The organism is Methylobacterium sp. E-046, from assembly GCF_022829625.1.
GTDB classification, from domain to species: domain Bacteria; phylum Pseudomonadota; class Alphaproteobacteria; order Rhizobiales; family Beijerinckiaceae; genus Methylobacterium; species Methylobacterium longum.
This window is the reverse complement of record NZ_JAKSYP010000090.1, coordinates 15,295-36,972: the sequence shown is the minus strand read 5'-3', so window position 1 is coordinate 36,972 and position 21,678 is coordinate 15,295. Positions and strand designations below refer to the sequence as shown.

19 protein-coding genes are annotated in these 21,678 nt (G+C 71.6%); 16 read left to right on the top strand and 3 right to left on the bottom strand.

The genetic code is table 11. The features are described from left to right. The first annotated feature begins 100 nt into the window (after nucleotides 1–100). Both MKK82_RS07450 and MKK82_RS07445 read left to right on the top strand, forming a co-directional pair. Nucleotides 101–1,360 (top strand): MSMEG_0565 family glycosyltransferase, encoded by a 1,260-nt coding sequence (locus tag MKK82_RS07450; protein WP_243985258.1) that lies wholly within the window; start codon nucleotides 101–103, stop codon nucleotides 1,358–1,360. Between the two features lie 247 nt (nucleotides 1,361–1,607). After that, nucleotides 1,608–1,907 (top strand): hypothetical protein, encoded by a 300-nt coding sequence (locus tag MKK82_RS07445; protein ID WP_238285273.1) that lies wholly within the window; start codon nucleotides 1,608–1,610, stop codon nucleotides 1,905–1,907. Here the strand turns inward: MKK82_RS07445 and selB are convergent. After that, entirely contained in the window at nucleotides 1,895–3,829 is a 1,935-nt protein-coding gene (gene selB / locus MKK82_RS07440) for a selenocysteine-specific translation elongation factor (protein ID WP_238285274.1), read from the bottom strand. The genes MKK82_RS07445 and selB overlap by 13 nt on opposite strands. A 383-nt stretch (nucleotides 3,830–4,212) precedes the next feature. On the opposite strand from selB, the gene MKK82_RS07435 reads away from it, so the two are divergent. The 10 genes from MKK82_RS07435 (at nucleotide 4,213) to MKK82_RS07390 (ending at nucleotide 14,803) form a co-directional block, all read left to right on the top strand. Continuing rightward, complete coding sequence (locus MKK82_RS07435) at nucleotides 4,213–5,730, top strand: CYTH and CHAD domain-containing protein (protein ID WP_238285275.1); 1,518 nt, start codon at nucleotides 4,213–4,215, stop codon at nucleotides 5,728–5,730. A gap of 89 nt (nucleotides 5,731–5,819) precedes the next feature. Then, nucleotides 5,820–6,986 (top strand): carboxylate-amine ligase, encoded by a 1,167-nt coding sequence (locus MKK82_RS07430; RefSeq protein WP_243985187.1) that lies wholly within the window; start codon nucleotides 5,820–5,822, stop codon nucleotides 6,984–6,986. Between the two features lie 291 nt (nucleotides 6,987–7,277). Next, nucleotides 7,278–7,739, top strand: coding sequence for a tellurite resistance TerB family protein (locus tag MKK82_RS07425; RefSeq protein ID WP_238285277.1), 462 nt, complete (start codon nucleotides 7,278–7,280; stop codon nucleotides 7,737–7,739). Nucleotides 7,740–7,881: 142 nt separating this feature from the next. Continuing rightward, nucleotides 7,882–9,156 (top strand): Zn-dependent hydrolase, encoded by a 1,275-nt coding sequence (locus MKK82_RS07420; protein WP_409566779.1) that lies wholly within the window; start codon nucleotides 7,882–7,884, stop codon nucleotides 9,154–9,156. 334 nt (nucleotides 9,157–9,490) lie between these two features. After that, a complete protein-coding gene (locus MKK82_RS07415) occupies nucleotides 9,491–10,774 on the top strand; it encodes a beta-ketoacyl-ACP synthase (protein WP_243985185.1) in 1,284 nt (427 codons plus the stop codon). After that, nucleotides 10,771–11,538 (top strand): SDR family NAD(P)-dependent oxidoreductase, encoded by a 768-nt coding sequence (locus tag MKK82_RS07410; RefSeq protein ID WP_238285279.1) that lies wholly within the window; start codon nucleotides 10,771–10,773, stop codon nucleotides 11,536–11,538. The genes MKK82_RS07415 and MKK82_RS07410 overlap by 4 nt, the downstream gene beginning before the upstream one ends. Nucleotides 11,539–11,543: 5 nt before the next feature. Further along, a complete protein-coding gene (locus MKK82_RS07405; protein WP_243985183.1) occupies nucleotides 11,544–11,855 on the top strand; it encodes an SH3 domain-containing protein in 312 nt (103 codons plus the stop codon). Between the two features lie 11 nt (nucleotides 11,856–11,866). Continuing rightward, nucleotides 11,867–12,889: a zinc-binding dehydrogenase gene (locus tag MKK82_RS07400; RefSeq protein WP_238285282.1), complete on the top strand. Its 1,023-nt coding sequence runs from the start codon at nucleotides 11,867–11,869 to the stop codon at nucleotides 12,887–12,889. Nucleotides 12,890–13,011: 122 nt separating this feature from the next. Beyond that, nucleotides 13,012–14,028 (top strand): lipid A biosynthesis lauroyl acyltransferase, encoded by a 1,017-nt coding sequence (locus MKK82_RS07395; RefSeq protein WP_238285286.1) that lies wholly within the window; start codon nucleotides 13,012–13,014, stop codon nucleotides 14,026–14,028. 7 nt (nucleotides 14,029–14,035) lie between these two features. Then, nucleotides 14,036–14,803, top strand: coding sequence for a DUF1223 domain-containing protein (locus tag MKK82_RS07390; protein WP_238285287.1), 768 nt, complete (start codon nucleotides 14,036–14,038; stop codon nucleotides 14,801–14,803). A 24-nt stretch (nucleotides 14,804–14,827) separates the two neighbouring features. Here the strand turns inward: MKK82_RS07390 and MKK82_RS07385 are convergent, their stop codons facing one another. Then, a complete protein-coding gene (locus MKK82_RS07385) occupies nucleotides 14,828–15,049 on the bottom strand; it encodes a hypothetical protein (RefSeq protein WP_238285288.1) in 222 nt (73 codons plus the stop codon). Between the two features lie 253 nt (nucleotides 15,050–15,302). Between MKK82_RS07385 and MKK82_RS07380 the strand changes: the two genes are divergently transcribed. From MKK82_RS07380 to MKK82_RS07365, 4 genes are all read left to right on the top strand, one after another. After that, the gene (locus MKK82_RS07380; RefSeq protein WP_238285292.1) at nucleotides 15,303–16,031 is read left to right on the top strand and encodes a DUF1194 domain-containing protein; all 729 of its coding nucleotides are present in this window, start codon (nucleotides 15,303–15,305) and stop codon (nucleotides 16,029–16,031) included. A 35-nt stretch (nucleotides 16,032–16,066) separates the two neighbouring features. Continuing rightward, nucleotides 16,067–17,581 (top strand): M81 family metallopeptidase, encoded by a 1,515-nt coding sequence (locus MKK82_RS07375; protein ID WP_243985181.1) that lies wholly within the window; start codon nucleotides 16,067–16,069, stop codon nucleotides 17,579–17,581. Nucleotides 17,582–17,707: 126 nt separating this feature from the next. Further along, on the top strand, nucleotides 17,708–18,778 hold the full coding sequence (locus MKK82_RS07370) for a malate/lactate/ureidoglycolate dehydrogenase (protein ID WP_238285294.1): 1,071 nt from the start codon (nucleotides 17,708–17,710) through the stop codon (nucleotides 18,776–18,778). Between the two features lie 86 nt (nucleotides 18,779–18,864). Next, nucleotides 18,865–20,388 (top strand): UxaA family hydrolase, encoded by a 1,524-nt coding sequence (locus MKK82_RS07365; RefSeq protein ID WP_243985179.1) that lies wholly within the window; start codon nucleotides 18,865–18,867, stop codon nucleotides 20,386–20,388. A gap of 111 nt (nucleotides 20,389–20,499) precedes the next feature. On the opposite strand, the gene MKK82_RS07360 is transcribed toward MKK82_RS07365, so the two are convergent. Next, on the bottom strand, nucleotides 20,500–21,546 hold the full coding sequence (locus MKK82_RS07360; RefSeq protein WP_238285297.1) for a saccharopine dehydrogenase family protein: 1,047 nt from the start codon (nucleotides 21,544–21,546) through the stop codon (nucleotides 20,500–20,502). Nucleotides 21,547–21,678: the final 132 nt, after the last annotated feature.

The following is a 21,678-nucleotide window of genomic DNA, read 5'->3' as shown; positions in this document are numbered from 1 at the left end:
CGTCCATCGTCGGGCGGATCTCCGATGGGCGGCGGGGAGCGCGGTCCGGCGTCGCGGGTGTCACCCGCGCGTGCCGCGGGCCTCGGCGAGCCGACCCGGGATCGACAGCTTGCGTATCGCGATCCTCACGCACGCGACCGGGCCCCGCGGCGGCGGCGTCCATGCCTTGAGCCTCGGGGAAGCCCTCTGCGCCCTGGGCCATGAGGCCGTCGTCCATGCGCCCGATCCGACCGGCTCTGGCTTCTTCCGCAACGCGGCCTGTCCGGTGGTCTCGGTGGCGGCCAAGCCGGTCGCCGGACCAGCGTCCGCGCGGGCCGGCGCGCGGATCGCGGACTACCTCGCTCATTTCGCGACACCGGCCGCCTGCGACTTCGATGTCTTCCACGCCCAGTGCAGTATCAGCGGCAACGCCCTGGCCACGCTCGCGCGGCGCCGGCTGATCCCAGGGTTCGTCCGCACCGTCCACAGTGTCACGACGGTCGCGGATCCGACGCTGGCGCGGTGGCAGGACCGGGCCATCATCGACGCCGCACGCCTGCTGACCTTGAGCCAGATCGGAGCCCTCCACCTCGCGGCCGAGTACGGCGTGGCGGCGGAGGTGGTCGGCAACGGCGTCGACGGTGCCGCCTTCAACCCCGAACCCGACTCAGGCGAGGCCGCGCTGTCTCGGCGCCTCGGGCTGAGCTCGGGCCCTATCTTCCTCAGCGTCGGCGGTTTCGAGCCGCGCAAGAACACCCTCGCGATCATCGAGGCCTTCGCGATCCTCCGACGGGACATGCCGCACGCGCAGCTCGTGTTGGCCGGCGCGGACGCATCGGGCGACCAAGCGGGCGGACAAGCGGGCGGACAAGCGGGCTACCATGCCGGGTACCACGCGCGCTGCTGCGCCGCGCTTGAACGCGAGGGGCTCGAGGTCGGACCCGGCCGGCCGGTGATCCGCACGGGGTCAATCGCGCAGGCGGACATGCCGGGCCTCTACAGGCTGGCGGACACGCTCGTCTCGCCGTCCCTTGCGGAGAGCTTCGGCCTCTGCGTGCTGGAATCCGTGGCGTGCGGGACACCGGTCGTCGTCCCGGCCCGAGCGCCATTCAGCGAATACCTTCCGCCCGACGCGGCCCTCTGGGTGGATCCCGGAGACACCGGCGCCATCGCGGCGGCGATGCGGGCGAGCCTCGAACCCGCGCGCCGGGCGCGTTTGCGCAATCGCGCCCCGGACCTCCTCAGGGCTCACGGGTGGTCGGCCTGTGCGGCGCGCCACCTCCCGGTCTACGCGGCGCTCGCGCCGGAGCCGTCCCCTGCCGTCCCCTTCGCCACGGGGGCCGCGGCCTGGAACGTCCTGTGGGTGCCACCCGACGCCTGAGCGCAGCGAAACCCCGTCCGCATCCTCATCGCGGTCGGAGGCGAGGTGTCCGGCTTCGTTCGTCTCGATGGGCCGACCCATCCGCCGCCGCTTCCGAGGGGCGGCTGCCGCCGGCGCATCGTGACGTGTCCGGCCGCGGTCGGGTCGGACACCGGGCGGAGCGTCGTGGTGGCGGGCGCCATCGCGGAACTGAAGGCGGCGTTGGGCGGGTTATCGGCCTGTCTCACGAGGTGAACAGGCGGACCCGATGGTGAGCCGGATCGTTGCAGCGCTCCTCCTGACGGCCGCGCCCGCCGCGGCGCAGACCCGGCCGTCGAGCACGACCATGACCTGCCAGCAGACGGTGCGCCTGATCCAGGCCAGCGGCGCGATCGTGCTGGGCACCGGCGGCATGACCTACGATCGGTTCGTCCGAGACCGATCGTTCTGCGAACCCACGGAGGTGGCCAAGCGCGCCTTCCGGCCGACCCGGGACAACCCGCGCTGCCTGATCGGCTACACCTGCTACGAGCCCGGCTTCGACGACTGGCCGGGTCAGGGTTTCTGAGCCGCGCCCGGCTCCAGTTCGACGATCACCCGGCGGTCTCCCGCCCGGCGGGTGAAGCCGGTGGCGTCGAGGTGCTCCAGAAGTGGAATCGAGAACTTACGGGAGATGCCCAGCGTCGCGCCGGCCTCGCGGGCGAGGAAGCCCGCCTCCGGCGTCCCGGCGTTGGGAAACGCCTCGGTCAGGCGCGTGCGGGCGCTCGCCACCGCCTCGCGGTGGAACAGCACCGCGCGGCGCTGCACCCGGTCGATGGCGCGGATCACCGTTCCGGCACCCACGAGGTAGGTGAGCGCCTCGCGTCGGCGCACGTCCCTCCCCACCGCCTCGGACTCATCGGGGGGGTTCAGGCCGGCCCGGCGGAACATCTGCTCCAGCCGGCGGGCGGCCTCGCTCTCGTTGCGGGCCGGATCGAAATCGGCGCGCCGCCACAGGTTTCCGGCCTGTGCCACCGTCCCGGACGCCACCAGGTCGCGCAGGACCGTGGCGACGAGCGTCTCCGAGAGCGCCAGGGCGCGGGTCAAGCGCTCGACCGCGATCCCGTGCTCCATCGGATGGTCGCGGTGGTGCTGCGCGAGGGCCGACAGCGCGGCGGTGCGCAAAGCCTCGAAGGCCGCCGCCCCGACGAAGCGGTCGCCGATCTCCCGCGCGCCCGATTCGGCAAGCAGCCGCCGCACGCGGTCCGGCGCCGTGCCGGCGAGGCGGGTGAGATTCTGCAGTGTCGCGCCGACCGCGCCAACCTCCCCGAGGCGGACGGCGAGCGCAACGGCCGGTCCCCCCGCCGCCAGGGCGGCGAGGTCGGCCGTGACGCGCGGATCCCGCCGCCGGCGCCGTCTGCTCGCCGGATCGAGGATCCGCCCGCCCGCCACCGTGACGGAGGGCGAATCGAGCCGCAGGACGAACGGCTCCCGGGCGGGAACCGCCACGGCTTCGGCGAGGTGCAGCTGCGCCTGGGTCTCGGCCCCGGGTTCCAGCGCGTCGCGGTCGAGCAGCCGCAGCCGCGCCGCGACCTCGGTGGTGCCGAACAGGAGGCGGCAGGCCGTGCCGCCGGCCAGGGGTTCCTCGGCGCTGGCCGCCGCCGCGAGGGCGACGTCGACCCACTGGCTCGGCGCGAGAAGACCCGGCATCGACAGCGCCTGACCGCGTCCGATCTCGTCGAGGCCGACACCCCGCAGGGCGACGGCGGTGCGGCGACCCGGCTCGGCGCGCTCCACCGGGCGGCCGTGGATCTGCAGGCCGCGCACCACGGCGGTCCGGCCGCCGGGGACGATCTCCACCGGGTCGCCGACGGCCAGTGCCCCGCGCCGCAGCGTGCCGGTTACCACGGTGCCGAAGCCCGCGCGGGAGAAGACGCGATCGACCGGCAGGTAGGGGAAGCCGTCGTCGGTCCCGGCCTCCGCGTCGTCGAGCAGCCCGGCGAGGGCTGCGCCCAGCACGGGCAGGCCGGCGCCCGTCACCGTCGAGGTGGCGATCACCGGACCCGCCTGAATCCCGGCCCTCGACGCCGCGGCGGCGATCTCGGCGGCCCGCGCGGCGATGACCTCGGGCGTGGCCAAGTCGGCCTTGGTCAGGACCAGGACGCCGCGGCGCACCCCGATGAGCCGCGCGATCTCGAGATGCTCGACGGTCTGGGGCTTGATGCCTTCGTGCGCGTCGACCGCCAGCATCACGGCCCGCATGCCGGTGGCCCCGGAAATCATGGCGCGGACGAACCGCTCGTGCCCCGGAAGATCGACGAGGTCGATCTCGCCCTCACCGGCGGCCAGCAGTGCGAAACCCGGAACGATGGAGACCCCGCGGGCGCGCTCCTCCTTCAGCCTGTCCGTCTCGACGCCGGTCAGCGCGCGGACCAGCGCGGTCTTGCCATGATCGACATGCCCGATCACGCCGACGAGAAGTGTCTTCAAGGCAGTCACCGACCGGACCATCTCCGAAGCCGCCCTCCACACCGGGCGCACCACTTTAAGATAGGAGGAATCGGCCACGTCGGCTCGGCGTCGAGCCGGGCGCTGCCGGCCGGTCGCGGCTGGGACGGACGCGGCAGATCAATTGTGGACAATTATTCTTGCCACGCCCGACCGATTTGGGAAAGCGTGATTTTCACGCAGTGCAACATGCGCCGGAATCGCATCGTCACGCACCAGATGCAGGCTCGGATGCAGCCGCGGCCCGCTTGACGGCGGGGAAAGGTCCGATGTCTCTCGACATCGAAGGTCGAACGCTCCGGGCGGATCGCTGCCGCAGGATGGTTCGATGCAACCGGACGTACCTCCCCCCGTCGTTGGACGAGGCGGGACACGACGAGGAGAACATGAGCGACATCGATAGTCACGCCGGCTCGGAGCCCCGCGAGATCGAGCTGAAGCTCGATTGCTCGGGTCCGGACCTGACGGTGCTCGCGTCCCATCCGCGGCTGCAGGGCAGCGCTTTTCCCGAGCCGGACCTTCTCGTGACCACCTACTACGACACGCCCGGCCGCGACCTGAGAGCTGCGGGCCTGACGCTGCGGGTCCGCGCGAAGGCCGGCCGCCACATCCAGACCGTGAAGGCCGGTGTCGGGGATGTGGGGCTGTTCGACCGGGCCGAGTGGGAGACCGAGATTGGCGGCGAGACGCCTGAAGCGTCCGCCTGGGCCGGCACGGCGGCGGAGCCTGTCCTGCGCGACGCCGAGGCGGCGCCGGAGCGCCTGTTCTCCACGATCGTGATGCGCCGGGAGGTTCCGCTGGAGCAGGGCGCATCGCGCATCCTGGTCACCCTGGACGAGGGCCGCGTCGAGAGCCCAGTGGGCGATGCGCCGCTCTGCGGAATCGAGCTGGAGCTGCAGACGGGCGACCCGGCCGACCTGTTCCTGGTGGCGCAATCGCTGGCCGAGACCGTCCCCCTGCGCCTGAGCGTCAACGCCAAGAGTGCCGTCGGCTTCGCGCTGGTCGACGGCTCCGGCCCGGCTGTGGTGAAGGCCGAGCCCTTGGACCTGCCCGAGGAGGCCAGCGCCGGCGAGGTCTTTCGCCGGGTGGCGCTGGCCTGCCTCCGCCACATGCGCCTGAACGAAACGGCGTTCCTCGACGGCGGGCGGCCGCCGGAGGCCCTGCACCAGATCCGGGTGGCGCTGCGCCGGCTGCGTTCCGCGCTCTCGCTGTTCGCACCGATGCTTGAGGGCGATCAACGCGCCGATGGCTTCAACGACGAGATCAAGCGCGTCACGGAACCCTTCGGTCACGCTCGGAACCTCGACGTGTTCCTGGGCCAGACCCTGCCGTCCTTGGCCAAGGAGCGCCCGGATGAGCCCGGTCTCGACGGCCTGCGGGAGCGGGCCGAGGCGGAGCGCGAGCGCGCCTACGACGCGGTCTTGGCGACGCTGGAAAGCCCGCAGTGGCGCGGCCTGATCATCGACTTCGCCGGCTGGATCGAGGTCGGTGCCTGGAGAGCACAACCGGCCGCCGCCGAGGACGGGCGCGCCTTCGCGGCCCGCGTGCTTGACCGGGCACGGCTGCGGCTGAAGAAGCGCGGCCGCGGCCTCAAGCGCCTCGACGCCCATACCCGACACCGGGCCCGGATCGCCGCTAAGAAGCTTCGCTACGGCGCGGAGTTCTTCTCGGGCCTGTACCGGAAGAAGAAGGCGCGGCGGCGTCAGGACAAATTCGGCGCTGCCCTGTCGGATCTGCAGGACCATCTCGGCAGCCTCAACGACCTTGAGACGGCCCGGGCGATGACCGAGAGCCTCTCGGGTCCGCCGATGCCCGGCGTCGAAGATCCCGGCGTACAGGACCTGCTGACGGCCGCCGCCGAGGCCCGGGCCGAGCTTCTCGACGTCAAGCCATTCTGGCGCTGACGCTTTTTGCGCCACCGCCCCTTCGGAACCCGACTGGGGCGGCGGCGTTCGCCGGGAGATCCGCGTGATCGGTCGGACAGGGAGCGCGGATGGCCCACGCCTACAGGTTCGGGATCGAGGAGGAGTTCTTCCTCGCCGACGCCCGGTCCCGGGGGACGCCCCGCGCCCGGCTCCGCGCCTTCCACGCGGCCGTGAAGGCCCGCGTTGACGAGGCCGAACGGGAGCAGCTGCAATGCCAGGTTGAGATAGCCTCGCCGCCGACCGACGACGTCGCTGCCGCACGGGCGCATCTCGCGCATCTGCGCTGCATCCTGGCCGAAATCGGGGCCGAACGCGGAATCCTGATCTTCGCATCCGGCACGCATCCGACCGCCCGGTGGCGCGATCAGCGCCCCACCGACAAGGCGCGCTACCACGGCATCATGGCCGACCTCCGGATGCTCGGCCGACGCAACCTCGTCTGCGGCCTCCACGTGCACGTGGAAGTGCCCGATTCCGAAGCCCGGATCGGACTGATGGGCCGGCTGCTGCCGTTCCTGCCGATCCTGCTCGCCCTGTCGACCTCCTCGCCCTTCTGGCAGGGCCAGCAGACCGGGATGGCCGGGTACCGGATGCGCGCCTACGCCGAACTGCCCCGGACCGGCGTTCCGGAGCTGTTCGCCGACGCGGCCGACTACGCCCGCTACGTCGACGTGATGACCAAAGCGGGTGCCATCACGGATGCCAGCTATCTTTGGTGGCATCTGCGCGCCTCCGTGAAATATCCGACCCTCGAATTGCGGGTTGCCGACAGCTGCACGCGCCTCGACGACGCGGTCTGCATCGCCGCCTTGTTCCGATGCCTCGTGCGCCGGGTCGTCCGGGATCGCGGGCTCAACAGCGGGATGACGGCGGCGTCCCGAGGCTTCGTGATGGAGAACCTGTGGCGGGCCGAGCGCGACGGCATCAGGGCGACGCTCATCGATGAGGCGCGCGCCTGCGCGGTGCCGATGGCCGAAGGTCTTGAGGATCTGCTCGCCACCATCGCGGAGGATGCCGAGGCGCTGAACTGTGCCGAGACGTGCGCGCACGCGCGACGCATCGTCGCCGATGGAACGAGCGCCGACCGGCAGATGGCAGCCTTCGCGGCCGCGCGCAGGTCCGGTGCCGGCGAGCGGGCCGCGCTGTCGACGGTGGTGGACCACTTGGCTGCGGAAACCGCCGCCGGTCCGAAGCTCGAGCCTGGGGGGCGCCCGAACGTCGGTCCGACGGCGTAGCGACGGAAACGGATCCGGCCGAGGGGGGAAAGCAGAGCCCGCATTCCGTCGGCCGTGCTGAGTGGCACGGTCGTCGGAAGCGTTCGCACGGCCACGTTTCCGAAGAATGTCTGATTGCAGCACCCGTATTCGTGATGTTGTTCGACCGGTTGCGGATCGATCAGTGATCGCGGGGGCCGCGCGCCGGATCGCCCCCCGCTTGCGCCCGCCCCGTATGCGCCCGCCCCGCTTCCCTCGACGCGCCCGTCTGCTATCCCTCACGCATCCCACCGCCAGTCTCGATCCCTCGGCATGAGCCTCCTGCGCGATCTCTTCGGCCATGTCGGCCGCACCGTGACGGCCTACGCGGGCGACAAGGCGCTCATGCTGGCGGCCGTCTCGGCCGCGTCCAACGTGATCGTGGCCGACGGCGAGGTCGCCGGCCAGGAATTCGACGTGGCCCTGCAGGGGCTGCGCGCCGATCCGGTGCTGATGAAGGGCTACGATGCCCTGATGCTGGAGACGGAGCTGTACGCGGGCATCGCCCGCGCGCGCACCCGCCTGGGCCGGGCCGAGAACCTGCGCCACGTTGCGGCGGTCGCGACGCGGCCGGCGCATCAGCGCGAGAACGTCTTCCTGATCGCCGCGGATGTCGCGGACCAGGACGGGATCAGCAACATCGAGGCCAGCGCGCTCGGCGCGATCGCCGCGGCGCTGGGGGTGGATGGCGTCGGGCTGCTGCGCGCCAATCCGATCCGGCGCCTCCTGGAGTGACGAACCGGGGACGGACCGGCGTCGCGAGCCCGTCGGCATCAACGTTGCTATCGGCGGTCTTACTGCCGACGGTGTTCTTCAACCCGCGGTATCCAGCGACCGCCCAACCGTCCCACGGCGTCGCGCCGTCAAAGGAACCGGCATGGCCGAGATGAACCTGAGCAAGACCCACAACCTGCGCTCCGACGGCTCGCGGCTGTGGTCCACCATCGTGGAGACCGCCGCCTTCGGTGGCACGACCGCCGGTGGCATCAACCGGCTGACGCTCTCGCCCGAAGATGGGCACGTGCGCGACTGGTTCCGGGACGCCTGCGCGGCGGCGGGGCTCACGGTGACGGTCGACGCGCTCGGCACCCAATACGCCCTGCGGCCCGGCCGTGACATGAGCCGCAAGCCGATCGCGTTCGGCTCGCACCTCGACACGCAGCCGACCGGGGGCAAGTTCGACGGTGTCCTCGGCGTGCTGGCCGGGCTGGAGGTGATCCGCAGCCTGAACGACGCGGGCATCGAGACCGAAGCGCCACTTCTGGTCGTCAACTGGACCAACGAGGAAGGCTCGCGCTTCGCCCCCGCCATGATGGCGTCGGCCGCCTATGCCGGGGACTTCACCACCGACGATATTCTGGCCAAGCGCGATGCCGCCGGCATCACCGTGGCGGACGCCCTCGACGCGATCGGCTACCGCGGCAGCGAGCCCGTGGGCGCGCAGGCTATCGGGGCCTTCGTCGAACTGCACATCGAGCAGGGACCGGTCTTGGAAGCCGAGGGCAAGACGATCGGCGTGGTCGAGGGCGGCCAGGGCATCATGTGGTTCGACGGCGTCATAACGGGCTTCGAGAGCCATGCCGGCACGACACCCATGCCGCGCCGCCGCGACGCGCTGCTGGCCCTGTCGGAATTCGCCCTGGCCGCCGAGACGATCGCCCTCGCGCACGCGCCCTCCGCGGTCGCCACGATCGGCGAAGCCGCGATCCTCGCGCCGTCACGCAACGTCGTGCCGGGGCGGGTCGCCTTCACCCTCGACGTGCGCGACCCGCGAGCCACCACCCTCGACGCTATGGAGTCGGCTCTCCGGGACGCCGCCGCCGACATTTCCGGCCGGCGCCGCCTGGAGATCGCGCTCACGCGGATCTGGCGCAAGGAACCGGTGCCGTTCGATCCCGCCATCGTGGCGGCGATCGATGCGGCGGCCGAGAGCCTCGGGCACAGCCGGCGTCGGATCATCTCGGGTGCCGGCCACGATGCCTGCAATCTTGCCGCGAAGGTGCCGGCAGCCATGATCTTCGTGCCCTGCAAGGACGGCATCAGCCACAACGAGTCGGAATCGGCCACGCAGGCCGACTGCGCAGCCGGCGCCGACGTGCTGCTGCAGACGGTCCTGCGCCTCGCCAACGCGCCCGCGCCGACCGAAGCGTAGCCGTCGCGGACGCGTCGGACTCGCGAGCCGGCTGAGGGAGGGACCGCAAGCCGTCTCCGTCGAGCGGAGCCGTATCTTTGGCGATGCGGCGCGCGCTTCGAGCCGCGCCGCCGTTACGGATGGTCTTCGGCAAGCCTCGAATCCGGCTCCGCTTTCCGGGCCGGGGCCTGGCGGTGCGGAACGGATCAGGTCACGGAACTTGCGCGACGCCCCCCCCCCGCACGGAACGGATACGAATGCTGCCTCGTCGTGACGCCGGATCGCTTGCGGAACGCGTGGTCCGCGCATGGCCCCGGAGGTGTACGGCGCTACAAAATCCCTTATGGACCGCTCCATGAGCGCGCGATCCTATCGCGATGCCAAAGGCCGGCCCCTCGTGGTGGTGACCGGCCTCGGCATCGTTTCCTCCCTCGGGCAGGGACAGGCCGAGACCTGGGCGGCTATGATCGCGGGCCGCTCCGGCATCCACGTCATCGATCGGTTCTCCACGGACGGACTGCGCACGCGCATTGCCGGGACGGTGGATTTCCTCGACACCGAGCCGACGATCGCGCCGCTCCTGTCGGAGCGCTTTGCCACCGTGGCCGCCGAGGAGGCCGTCGCGCAGGCCAGGATCGGCGCCGTCGGGGATTTCCCGGGCGCGCTGTTCATCGCGGTCCCCCCCGTCGAGATGGAATGGCCGCAGCGGCAGGCCCTGGCCGAGGCCGCGGGCGGCGACGGGCCGGTCGATTATGCCGGACTGCTCCGGGCGGCGGGGACGCGCCGGTTCGATTCGTGGCACGACCTCTTCATCTTCGGCACCGTCGCGGATCGGATCGCCGATCGCTTCGGCACCAAGGGCTCTCCGATCTCGCTCTCGACGGCCTGCTCGTCCGGGGCCACCGCGATCCAGCTGGGTGTCGAGGCGATCCGACGCGGAGAGACCACGGCGGCGTTGTGCATCGGCACCGACGGATCGGTGAATCCGGAATCGCTGATCCGCTTCTCGCTGCTCTCGGCGCTCTCAACCCGCAACGACGACCCGGCGGCGGCGTCGAAGCCGTTCTCGAAGGACCGGGACGGCTTCGTCATGGGCGAGGGGGCAGCTGCCCTGGTCCTGGAAGATGCCGGCGCCGCCGCCGCCCGAGGGGCGACGATCCTCGGATACGTCCTCGGATGCGGCGAGAAGGGTGACGGCTTCCACCGCACCCGATCCAGCCCGGACGGGGCGCCGATCATCGCGGCGATCCGGTCGAGCCTGGAGGATGCGGGCCTCCAAGCCGGCGCCATCGATAGCGTCAACGCCCATGGCACCTCGACGCCGGAGAACGACAAGATGGAGGCCCTCGGCCTGGCCGCCGTGTTCGGCGACCGCACGACCGCCCTGCCGGTGACGTCCAACAAGTCCATGATCGGCCATACCCTGACAGCCGCCGGCGCCATCGAGGCGGCGGTGTCGCTGCTGACCATCCGTCACGGCCGCATCCCCCCGACCATCAACCATCGGGTGCCGGACCCGACGATCGCCCTCGACGTGGTGGAGACCGCCCGCGACCTTCCGGTGCGGACGGTCCTGTCGAACTCCTTCGGCTTCGGCGGCCAGAACACCTGCCTGGTCCTCGGCGCGGAGCCCGCGTGAGCGCCGGTTCGTCGCCCCGCCGTATCCTCGTCACGGGGGGCGCCACCGGAATCGGTGCGGCGATCGTCCGCACCCTCGTGGCCGCCGGATACGATGTCGACTTCACCTACCGGGCGTCGGCCGAGGCCGCGCAGTCACTGCTGGTGGACCTGCGCGCGGCGCATCCGGAGCGCACCCTCGCGGCCCATCCGATCGACCTCGCCGACAAGGTAGCCCTGGACGGGTTCTGCGAGGTCGCGGAGGCGGCTGGCTATTACGGCCTCATCCATAACGCGGGACAACCCTGCGACGCCCTGGCGGCCATGCTCGACCAAGAGCGGGCCGAGGCGGCCATGCAGGTCAACTTCTTCTCGCTGACCCGTCTCGCCAAGGCGCTGGTGCGCGAGATGGTCCGGACGCGCACCGGCCGGATCGTGGCGATCGGGTCGGTCGCGGCCCTGCGGGGCAATGCCGGCAATGCCGCCTACGCGGCGACGAAGGGCGCGCTGATCGCCTATTGCCGGACGCTCGCGGTGGAATCGGCCAAGCGCGGCGTGACCGTCAACGTGATCGCGCCCGGCTTCGTCGACACCGCCATGATGGCGCGTTACGCCGGTCACCGGGACGGCATGGAGCGGCAGATTCCCGCCGGCCGGTTTGCCCGCCCCGAGGACGTCGCCGCGCTCACCGCCTTCCTGATGGGCGAGGGGGCCTCCTACATTACCGGAACCGTACTGCCCGTGGACGGCGGCCTGACCGCCATGATGGGCGTGCACCGGACCTGACGGCGATGCCCTCGAACCCGACGATCCCGCCGATGCGCGCCAGCCTCGCCCTTTCCGCCGTCTGCCTCGCGGCGCTCCTCGTCCCGGAGCAGGTCCGGGCCGAGCCGGAGCGCTACCGGATCTCGGGCCTGCCGCCCGGCGAGCCTTTGAGCATCCGCGCGGAACCTGACCCCGCGGCCGAGCAGATCGGTGAGATCCGCTCCCGGGCCCTGGTGTTCGGATGCACCAACGACACGCCGAGCCGCACGACCTGGTGCCGGGTCAAGGCCGGCCGGGTCCTGGGCTGGGCGCGGCGACGGTACCTCGCACCGGATTGAGTGGAGCATCGATGCAAGCCCTCCAGCTGTTCGGCGACCGCGACCTGCGCCTCACGGAGATCGAGCCTCCGCCCGCACCCGGCCCCGGCGAGATCCGGATCCGCATCCGCGCCGTCGGCCTCAATTTCATCGACGTCTGGGGCTTCCGCGGCATGGCCTTCGCCAAGCGGAAGTTGCCCCTCATCGTGGGGGCGGAAGCCGCAGGCGTCGTCGAAACCTTGGGGGAAGGCGTTGCCGGCCTCGCCGTCGGTGATCCGGTCGTGCCTTACGGGGCGATGACCTGCGGTCGGTGCCGGGCCTGCCGCGAGGGTCGCGACAACCTCTGCGAGGACGTCTCGGGCGTAATGGGCTTTCACCTCGACGGCTTCGCCCGCGAACTCGTGACGCTGCCGGCGCGCCTCGTCGTCAGGGTGCCGGAGGGGGTCCACGCCACCGATGCGGCCTGCGCGGGCATCGCCTTCGGGACCGTCCAGCACATGCTGTTCGACAATGCCCGCCTGGAGCCCGGCGAGAGCGTGCTGGTCCATGCCGGCGGCTCCGGGATCGGCACCGCGGCGATCCGCATGGCCAAGGCGATCGGCTGCACCGTCTACGCCACCGTCGGCGACGACGAGAAAGGCCGCAAGGCCGCCGAACTCGGCGCCGACCACGTCATCAACTACCGCACCGAACGGTTCGAGGGCGAGGTGCGGCGGCTGACGAAGCGCAAGGGTGTCGACGTGGTCTTCGAGCATGTCGGCGCCGACACCTGGAACGGCTCCCTGCTGTGCCTCAAGCGCGGCGGTCGCCTCGTCACCTGCGGATCGACCTCCGGCGTCTCGGCGACCATGAACCTGATGCAGCTGTTCCAGCAGCAATACCGCATCACCGGCTCCTTCGGTTGCTCCCTCGCCAATATCGGCCAATCCCTCGACAAGATGGCCGCCGGCATTCGGCCCGTGGTCGATACCGTCTACCCGCTGGCCGATTTCGCAGAGGGACTGGAGCGCCTCGAGTCGCGCCGCGTCTTCGGCAAGATCCTGGTCAGCCTGTAGGCGGCCGGCGCTTCGGACGGGACCCGTTTTGCGGCGCACATTTCGCGCCGCGGGAAACATGGCTTAAGCTTCGCCTTGCGGGTGCATCGGGGGGGCCGCCCGTACTGACCCGGGAAACGATTGTGCTGCGTCTCGCCCTCCTCCTGAAACGGTCGTACCCACGCCTTGCGGGGTTCGCCATGATCCCGCTGATCCGGGCGCTGGTCTGGCTCGCGCGTGCCCTGGGTCCGGCGCGGTCCACGGCACTCGGCGCCGCGATCCTGCGCGCGATCGGGCCGCTCCTGCCCGCGCACCGCACCGCGCTGGCAAATCTGCGGGCCGCCTTCCCCGACATGCCGGAGGCGGAGCGGCGGAAGATCGCCCTCGAAGCCTGGGACAATCTCGGGCGGACGGGCGCCGAATACGCCCATCTCGACAGCCTGTTCGACTACGATCCCGAAGCCACCGGGCCGTTGCGGACGGACATTTCCGGCATCGAGCACTTCGTCGCCCTGCGCGACGACGGCCAGCCGGGGCTGATCTTCTCGGCCCATCTGGCGAACTGGGAGCTTCCGGCGATCTGCGCGGCCCGCTTCGGGTTGGACGCGACGGCCGTGTTCCGGCCGCCGAACAACCCGGCGGCCGCACGCCTCCTGCAGGAGGTCCGCCGACGGTCCATGGGCGGCCTCGCGGCGTCGAAGCCGGGCGCCGTCTTCGCCATGCGCGACGTGGTGGAGAACGGCGGCCACCTCGGCCAGTTGATCGACCAGCACTTCACCCGCGGCGTCGTGGTGGAGTTCCTCGGTCGCCCCTGCTTGGCCAACCCGCTCCTCGCCAAGCTCGCCCGGCACTACGAATGTCCCGTTCACGGGGTCCGCGTCGTGCGCCTGCCGGAAGGCCGTTTCCGGCTCGACCTGACGCCGCCGCTCGATCTGCCGCGGACCGCCGATGGGACCATCGACGTGACCGGCGCCATGCAGGCCATGACGACCGTCGTCGAGGGCTGGGTGCGCGAGAACCCGGGCCAGTGGCTCTGGATGCATCGCCGGTGGCGCCCGGACATGCTGCCCAAGCCCCGGTCGCCGTCCGCGGGATCTCAACCCGTGGTGGAAAGCTCTCAAGCCAACGTGATTTCACAGACGGCGTCCCAGACGCTCTGATGGCGCGATGACGCCCCGGCACCACGCCCGATTCCGGGAACGCCGCGCGCTCTGCGCAGCCTTGCTGCTCTGGAGCTTCCTGACCGGTTCGGCGGCACGGGCCGAACCGGTTCGCGCCGTCGTGGAATTGTTCACCAGCCAGGGATGCGGCGCCTGCCGCACCGCCGAGCCGGTGCTGCGGGAGCTCGCCCGGCAGCCCGGAGTGATCGCCCTGACCCTGCCGGTGACCTACTGGGATTATCTCGGCTGGAAGGACACCCTGGCGTCGCGCCCGCTCACCGACCGTCAGCGCGCCTACGCGCGCGGCCGCGGTGCCCGCCAGGTCTTCACCCCGCAGATCGTGGTCGACGGCAGCGGCTTCGCGGTGGGGTCGGACAAGTCCGCCCTCGATCGCCTCCTCCGAGAGGCTGCGCAGCACGGCGGCCTGCCGGTTCCCGTGCGCAGCGAACGGCGGGGCGACCGGATCCTGGTCGAGATCGGGGCGATGCCGGAGGCCCGGGGCGATCTGCGCGGCGACGTCTGGCTGATCCCGATCCTGCGCAGCCGGTCGATCGCGATCCAGGCCGGTGAGAATGGCGGACGGACGGCGACCTACGTCAACGTGGTGCGCGGCATGCAGCGCCTGGGGACCTGGACCGGACAGGCCCTGCGCTTCGACGTGCCCGGGATCCAGACGGAGACCGGCGATGCGGATAGCTGGGTCGTGCTGCTCCAGGGCACGGCTGACGGCCGGCCCGGGCGCATCTTCGGAGCGGCCAAGGGACCGGGACTCTAGCGTCCGGTTTCCCGGCCATTCGGGCTACGTGAGGGTGATCGGGTCGATCGGCCGGCGGCCCTCCGTCTCGCGGCGCGCGTTCGATTCGCGGGCCAGCTCCGCCAGCCGCGCGTCCAGGCGCTCGGACGCACGGCCGACGAGCGCGATGGCCGCGTCGATCGCGCCGCTGACCAACGCGGCGCCGCCAACGACGCCTGTGACGACGGCACGCTCGACGGCACGTCCGACTCGATGAACAATCCGCATGGGTTGGGGCTCGTGAAGAAGCGGCGCTCGCTGCGCCATCGGCCGGGCAGTTAGGGCCGCTCCGCCGCGGCTGGATGGGGCTGAAAGCGGCACCGTCCTGAGCGCCTCGCGTGGAACCTTCCGAAATCCAGGGGCGCGAGGCCGATCGGCCGGATGCACGCGCCGCCTGCGGGCCGAACTTCAGGGAGCGCCGGCTCGTTGCATCCTCGGCCGTCCCGCGTCCCGCGGGGACGAACCTCAGCGAGGGCCGGTCATGCGGCGGCGCCATCTCCTGTCCGGGCTCGTCTCCGGGATGCTCGCCGCCCTGTCGCCGACCGGCCGGCGTGCGCGGGCCGCCGATCCGACCGTCGACGTCCTGCTGGTTCTCGCGGCCGACGTGTCCCTGAGCATCACCGAGGCCCGCTTCGATCTCGAACGCCGGGGCTACGCCGAGGCGTTCAGCGATCCGCGCGTCCTGCGTGCCATCGCGGAAGGTCCGCAGGGGCGCATCGGCGTCGCGCTGTTCGATTGGGCCAGTCCCGGGGAGCAGCGGATCGCGGTCGACTGGATGGTCATCGCCAACGGGGTGGACGCGGGCGTGTTCGCGGCCAGACTGGCCGCCGCACCGCGTCCGTTCTACGGCCGCACGGCCATCGGTTCGGCCATCGGCTTCGCCACGGCCCTGCTGGCGCGGGCGCCGTTCCAGGGGGATCGCCGGGTCATCGACATCTCCGGTGACGGCACCGGCAACGCGGGCGGTCCGATCGCTGCGGCCCGCGAGGCCGCGGTGGCGGCGGGCGCCACGATCAACGGCATCGTCATCCTCACCGATCCCGAGGGTATGCCGGGCTTCCTGAGAGACCACACCAACCCGGCAGGGGGACTGGCAGCGTACTACCGGACCGTGGTGATCGGCGGGGCGGGTGCCTTCGTGATGAGTGCGGCGAGCTTCGAGGCCTTCGGACGTGCCCTGATCGCCAAGCTGGTGCGCGAGATCTCCTGATTGCCCGTTCGAGAATCCAGAGGAGGGTTCCGCCGATGCGCCTTGCCGTGCTCCAGTTCACGCACGAGACCGTGACGTTCCTGCCCAACGACACGACCCGCGAGGACTTCACCTATCCGGGCTCGCCGGCCTCCGGGCCGGATCTCCTCGCGACCGACCCGAAGGGCTATATGGGCGGATTCGTGCAGGTGGCGGGCGAGCATCGGGGCGTCGAGCTCGTGGGCATTGCGTCTCCGCTCTGGCCGCGCACCGGCACCGCCTCGGGCTGGATCACCGCGGACGCCTACGCACACTTCGTCCACGCCATGCTGGCGGAGTTGCGGGAGCAGGGGTCCGTCGACGGCGTCTACATGGCGCTTCACGGCGCGATGGCCGTGCGCGGCGTGCCCCGCCCGGAGGCCGACCTCGCCCGGCAGGTCCGCGAAGCCGTCGGCCAGCAGGCGGTGATCGCCGCGACCTTCGACCTCCACGGCAACGAGGATGCCGCCTTCCTCGATCACGCCGACATGTCCTTCGCGGTGAAGTACTTCCCTCACTACGACGGCCATCTTCAGGGACAGCGAGCCGCCCGCATGCTGATCCGGGCCGTGCGCGGCGACTACCGGCCGGCGCATCGGACTCTCAAGGTCCCGATCCTCTCACCCACCGTCGCGCAATGGACCGGCGCACCGCCGTGGTCCGACCTCGTTCAGCGGGCGCTCGTGTGGGAGGCCCGCGAGCCGGACCTGTTCGTCAACGTCTTCTTCGGTTTCCCATGGGGTGACGCACCGGACGGCGGCATGACCGTCCAGACGACGACGAATGGCGATCCGGGCCTCGCCGCCCGGGCGGCGCAGGACATCGCCGCCTTCGCGTGGCGCAACCGCAAGGCCTTGGTGGCCGCGGCCGAGATCCACACCATCGCGGACGGGGTGCGGCTGGCCCGGGAGGCGGTCGCCGATGGCGCGACCCCGATCGTCCTGGCCGATCACAGCGACCGGTCCGGGCAGGCCACGTGGCTGCTGCGCGAAATCCTGGCGCAAGGGCTCGGTCGCTGCCTCGTGGCGACCATCGCGTCGGCGGAGACGATCGCGGCCCTCGTCGCCCGCGGCGCCGGACCCGACGACCCCTTCGACGCGGCGGTCGGGGGCGGCGCCGACCCGTCCGCCGGGGACGCCATCCGGGTCACCGGCACCGTGCTGCGCGTGGTCGCGGCGCCGGCCCCCGGCGTGGCGGGAAGCGGCGGCAGCGGTGGCCACTGGGTCAGCGTCCGGCTGGCGGCGGGTAACGTTCTGGTGCTCAGCCCGCAGCTCGCCCAGGTGGTCGAGCCCGCCGAGTTGTGGGGTCTCGGCCTCGACCCGGCCGATTACGACGTGGTGGCGATCAAGTCGCGGGTGCATTTCCGCCGCGGCTTCGACGATAGCGGCTACGCGCGCACCATCCTGCTGGTCGAACCGCCGGAGCCGTTCCTGGGCACCACGCGGCTCGATCGATTGCCGTACGCCCATATGCGGGCCGCCGACTTCTACCCCTACGGGAACCCGCCGGCTCCGGACGGATCCGTCGCGTGATCGCCGGACCGGCCCAGAGACGACAGCTTCCGCCGGGCGTCACCCCCGGTCCTCGCGCACCGACGCCCGGGGCGCTAGGCTTGGGTCGCACGCGCCCGGCGAGGCGCGGCCCAGGGAGGACGCGGAATGCGGATCTCAGCCGACCGGCTGTCCGACTATGTGCGGGATATCTTCATGCGGGAGGGGTGCGACGAGGCGGAGGCCGAGCGGATCGGCCGTTTCCTCGTGGCCGCCAACCTCACCGGTCACGATAGTCACGGGGTCGTCCGGGTCACCCGCTACGTGGAGTGGCTGCGTACCGGCGAGGTCGAGGCGGGACGCACGCCCGAAATCGTCACCGATGCGCCGTCCTTCGCGCTCCTCGACGCGCAGTACGGCTTCGGACAGACCGCCGGCCCCTTCGCGACGGATCTCGGCATCGCCAAGGCGAAAGAGAACGGCGTGGCCGTCGTGGCGCTCCGGCATGCCGGGCATCTCGGCCGCATCGGCGAATGGGCCGAACGTGCGGCGGCAGCCGGCCTCGTTTCGGTTCACTTCGTCAACGTGGCGGGCAGTCTGCTCGTGGCACCGTTCGGCTCCGTCGAGCGCCGCTTCTCCACCGCGCCGTTCGCCGCCGGTTTCCCGGTGCCCGGCGCGGAGCCGATCATCCTCGACTTCGCGACCTCGGCGGTGGCCGAGGGCAAGGTGCTGGTGGCGTCCCGGGGCGGCAAGCCCCTGCCGGAGGGTGCGTTGATCGAGCCCGATGGCCGGCTCAGCGCGGATCCGGCGACCCTGTTCGGCCCGCTCGAGGGCGTGGAACGCGACAATCAGCGCGGTACGGGCGCGATCCGGGCCTTCGGCGAGCACAAGGGCTCGGGTCTCGCGCTGATGTGCGAGCTTCTGGCCGGTGCACTCACCGGCTCCGGCACGGCCGGCCCCGGCCAGCGGCGAATCTGCAACGGCATGCTGTCGGTCTACGTGCGGCCGGAGGCCCTCGGCACCGAGGACGTCCTGGCGGCGGAGGCGCGGACCTACCTCGAGTTCTTCAAGGGTGCCCGGCCGATGCCGGGCGCCGAGGTTCTGCTGCCCGGCGAGCCGGAGCGCCGCATGCGGGCGGAGCGCCTCGCCGAGGGCGTACCGCTGCCCGAGCCCGTGTGGGAGACGCTGCTGGCAGCGGGCCGGCCGCACGGGCTCGATGGCGACAGCTACCGCACCTGAGCGGAGGCCGCCCGGTTCCAAGCCCCGGCGCCGTCATCGTTCGGATCGCGAGCGGCACCGCGCTCACGGATCGCAAGGAGAACTCGATGTCTAGCTACCCCGTCATCGCCCTGCGGCCCGAAGACGGCGTCGTCGTGGCCCGCGGCGCCATCGAGCCCGGCACGCCGGTGAGGGCCGGCGTGATGGCGGCCGAGCGGATCCCGGCCGGCCACAAGGTCGCGGTGCGTCCGCACCGCAGCGGCGAGCCGGTAACCAAGTACGGCCAGATCATCGGCTTCGCCAAGCACGATATCGGCGCCGGGCAGCACGTCCACGTCCACAATCTCGGCATGGGCGAATTCGCGCGCGACTACGCCTTCGGGATCGACGCGCGGCCGACCCGACTCGTCACGCCGGCAGCGACGTTTCAGGGCATTCGCCGTCCCGACGGGCGGGTCGCGACGCGCAACTACGTCGGCATCCTCACATCGGTGAATTGCAGCGCGCACGTCGCCGACCTGATCGCCGACGCGTTCCGGCGCCATCCGATTCTTGGTCTCGACCCGCTCGCCGCCTATCCGAACGTCGACGGCGTGGTGGCGCTGACCCACAAGACGGGTTGCGGCATGGCCATGGGTGAGCCCCTCCGGCTGCTGCGCCGGACGCTCGCGGGCTACGCCCGACACGTGAACTTCTCGCACATCGTCATGATCGGGCTCGGCTGCGAGGTGAACCAGATCGGCGCCTTCCTGCAGGAGCAGGGGCTGGCGGACCGGATCCGGAGCATGAACATCCAGAGCCTCGGCGGGACGCGCAAGACCGTGGAGGCCGGGATCGAGTTCGTGAAGGGCATCCTGGACGAGGCCAATGTCGTCCATCGGGAACCGGTGCCCGCGAGCGAGCTGATCGTCGCCCTGCAGTGCGGCGGCTCCGACGGCTACTCGGGCGTTTCGGCCAACCCGGCGCTGGGGATCGCCAGCGACCTCGTCGTGCAGAACGGCGGTACCGTCATCCTGTCGGAGACCACCGAGACCTACGGCGCCGAGCACCTGTTCACCCGCCGGGCCGTGAGTCCGGCTGTCGGCCAGAAGCTCGTCGACCTGATGCACTGGTGGGAGGAGTACACCCGGAAGGAAGGCTCCGAGATCGACGCCAACCCGTCGCCGGGCAACAAGGCCGGCGGCCTGACCACGATCCTGGAGAAGTCGCTCGGCGCCATGGCAAAGGCCGGCAGCACCAACCTCGTGGACGTGCTGCGCTACGCCGATCCCGTCACCGCCAAGGGCTTCGTCTTCATGGACACGCCCGGCTACGATCCGGTCTCGGCGACCGGGCAGGTGGCCGGCGGCGCGAACCTCGTCTGCTTCACCACGGGCCGCGGCAGCGTGTTCGGCTGCAAGCCGACCCCGTCGATCAAGATCGCCACCAACTCGGCGATGTATCGACGGCTTGATGAGGACATGGATATCAATTGCGGCACGATCCTCGACGGCGAGGAGACTGTCGAGGAGGCCGGACGGCGGATCTTCGCGCGGATTCTGCAGGTCGCGGGCGGGGAGCGGACGAAGAGCGAGCAGTTCGATTTCGGCTCCTCGGAATTCGCCCCCTGGCAGATCGGCGCCACCGTGTGATCGGCCCGCGGCGCCCTTCCCCGCGCGTGCTCCGTCTCCGGGGCGCGGGCGGCGGGCTCGAATGCCAGCCTCGGCCGCGCGGCGCCGGGATTACGACAGCGGACGCACCCCTCACAGATCCGTCCGCGCCACGTGCGGGAAGCCCAGGATGAAGTCCGGGCCGAAGGCGGTGACCGGAGTGTGGAAGCCCGGGACCACGTCCCCCGCGGCGACGCGCCGGGCGGTCTCGAGGGCCGTCCAGACCGTCAGCGTGTAACCCTCGGCAGTCACCATGCGGCTCGCCACCCGGCGGCCGGCGCCGTCCCAGGCTTCCGCCAGGAAGGTGCTGCGCGCCCTCTCTCGCGCGGCCGCGGACGGGCCGGCGGGCAGCCGGTCGATGCCCCGGTTGATCAGGCGCTGGGCGGTTCCGCCGGCGATGATCCTTCGGAGGCCGGCCGGCAGGCCTGCGGCGGCCGCCATGGCGGGGAAGGCCTCGAAGTAGACCTCGATGTTGGGGACGCGCGTCGAGTACCACGCGCTCGACACGTCCCCCCAGCCGAGGCCCACGGTGCGTCGCGGGCCGGTGCCGAAATCGGCGGTCGCGCGGGGCGGACTCGGCAATTCGACGATGCGTCCGTCCCGGCGCACCCGCGTGCCCCAGGCGATGCCCTCCACCATGGTGCGCGCCGTACCGCGGCTGAATCCGCCGAATCCCCCGATGGAGATGCGCAGGTGCGTCGCGCCGGGCAGCCGCCCGGCGACGTGGGCGGCGAGGCAGTCGCTCGGCACCACGTCGAAGCCGGCCGCGGGCAGGAGGACGATGCCGGCCGCCTTCGCCGCCGCATCCTGCCTCGCCAGGGCCTCCAGCACGGAGATCTCGCCGGTGATGTCGACGTAATGCACGCCCGCGGCCAGGCAGGCGTCCGCCATCGGCCGCGCCGTCTTCGAGAAGGGGCCGGCCGCGTGGATCACCACCGCCACCCCGGTGAACGCGGCGCGCAGGCCTGCGCCATCGTCGAGCCGCGCGACCCGCATCTCCAGGCCGAGCCGGGCCGCGAGGGGCCGCAGCGTGTCCGGATCGCGCCCGGCCAGGATTGGGGTCAGGCCCTGTCCGACGGCATGAGCGGCCAGAAGCTGCCCGGTATAGCCGGTGGCGCCGTAGATCAGGATCGCGGTCATCCGGGGGTTCTGGCACCGGTGGCGCGGGTGTCAACGCGTGCCGCGCGAGGCTTCGGCCGCCCGGGTATCGGGCGTGGACGCGTCGAAGCCCTATCGGGCGCCGGCCGTCCGGGCTCGCGCCGATCCGGCGGT

What these genes read in the sequence shown, in the direction of transcription:
- MKK82_RS07445 (WP_238285273.1), top strand. Translation starts at nt 1,608, where the DNA reads ATGGTGAGCCGGATCGTTGCAGCGCTCCTCCTGACGGCCGCGCCCGCC.
- selB (WP_238285274.1), bottom strand. Translation starts at nt 3,829, where the DNA reads ATGGTCCGGTCGGTGACTGCCTTGAAGACACTTCTCGTCGGCGTGATC.
- MKK82_RS07435 (WP_238285275.1), top strand. Translation starts at nt 4,213, where the DNA reads ATGAGCGACATCGATAGTCACGCCGGCTCGGAGCCCCGCGAGATCGAG.
- MKK82_RS07430 (WP_243985187.1), top strand. Translation starts at nt 5,820, where the DNA reads ATGGCCCACGCCTACAGGTTCGGGATCGAGGAGGAGTTCTTCCTCGCC.
- MKK82_RS07425 (WP_238285277.1), top strand. Translation starts at nt 7,278, where the DNA reads ATGAGCCTCCTGCGCGATCTCTTCGGCCATGTCGGCCGCACCGTGACG.
- MKK82_RS07420 (WP_409566779.1), top strand. Translation starts at nt 7,882, where the DNA reads ATGGCCGAGATGAACCTGAGCAAGACCCACAACCTGCGCTCCGACGGC.
- MKK82_RS07415 (WP_243985185.1), top strand. Translation starts at nt 9,491, where the DNA reads ATGAGCGCGCGATCCTATCGCGATGCCAAAGGCCGGCCCCTCGTGGTG.
- MKK82_RS07405 (WP_243985183.1), top strand. Translation starts at nt 11,544, where the DNA reads ATGCCCTCGAACCCGACGATCCCGCCGATGCGCGCCAGCCTCGCCCTT.
- MKK82_RS07400 (WP_238285282.1), top strand. Translation starts at nt 11,867, where the DNA reads ATGCAAGCCCTCCAGCTGTTCGGCGACCGCGACCTGCGCCTCACGGAG.
- MKK82_RS07390 (WP_238285287.1), top strand. Translation starts at nt 14,036, where the DNA reads ATGACGCCCCGGCACCACGCCCGATTCCGGGAACGCCGCGCGCTCTGC.
- MKK82_RS07385 (WP_238285288.1), bottom strand. Translation starts at nt 15,049, where the DNA reads ATGCGGATTGTTCATCGAGTCGGACGTGCCGTCGAGCGTGCCGTCGTC.
- MKK82_RS07380 (WP_238285292.1), top strand. Translation starts at nt 15,303, where the DNA reads ATGCGGCGGCGCCATCTCCTGTCCGGGCTCGTCTCCGGGATGCTCGCC.
- MKK82_RS07375 (WP_243985181.1), top strand. Translation starts at nt 16,067, where the DNA reads ATGCGCCTTGCCGTGCTCCAGTTCACGCACGAGACCGTGACGTTCCTG.
- MKK82_RS07370 (WP_238285294.1), top strand. Translation starts at nt 17,708, where the DNA reads ATGCGGATCTCAGCCGACCGGCTGTCCGACTATGTGCGGGATATCTTC.
- MKK82_RS07365 (WP_243985179.1), top strand. Translation starts at nt 18,865, where the DNA reads ATGTCTAGCTACCCCGTCATCGCCCTGCGGCCCGAAGACGGCGTCGTC.
- MKK82_RS07360 (WP_238285297.1), bottom strand. Translation starts at nt 21,546, where the DNA reads ATGACCGCGATCCTGATCTACGGCGCCACCGGCTATACCGGGCAGCTT.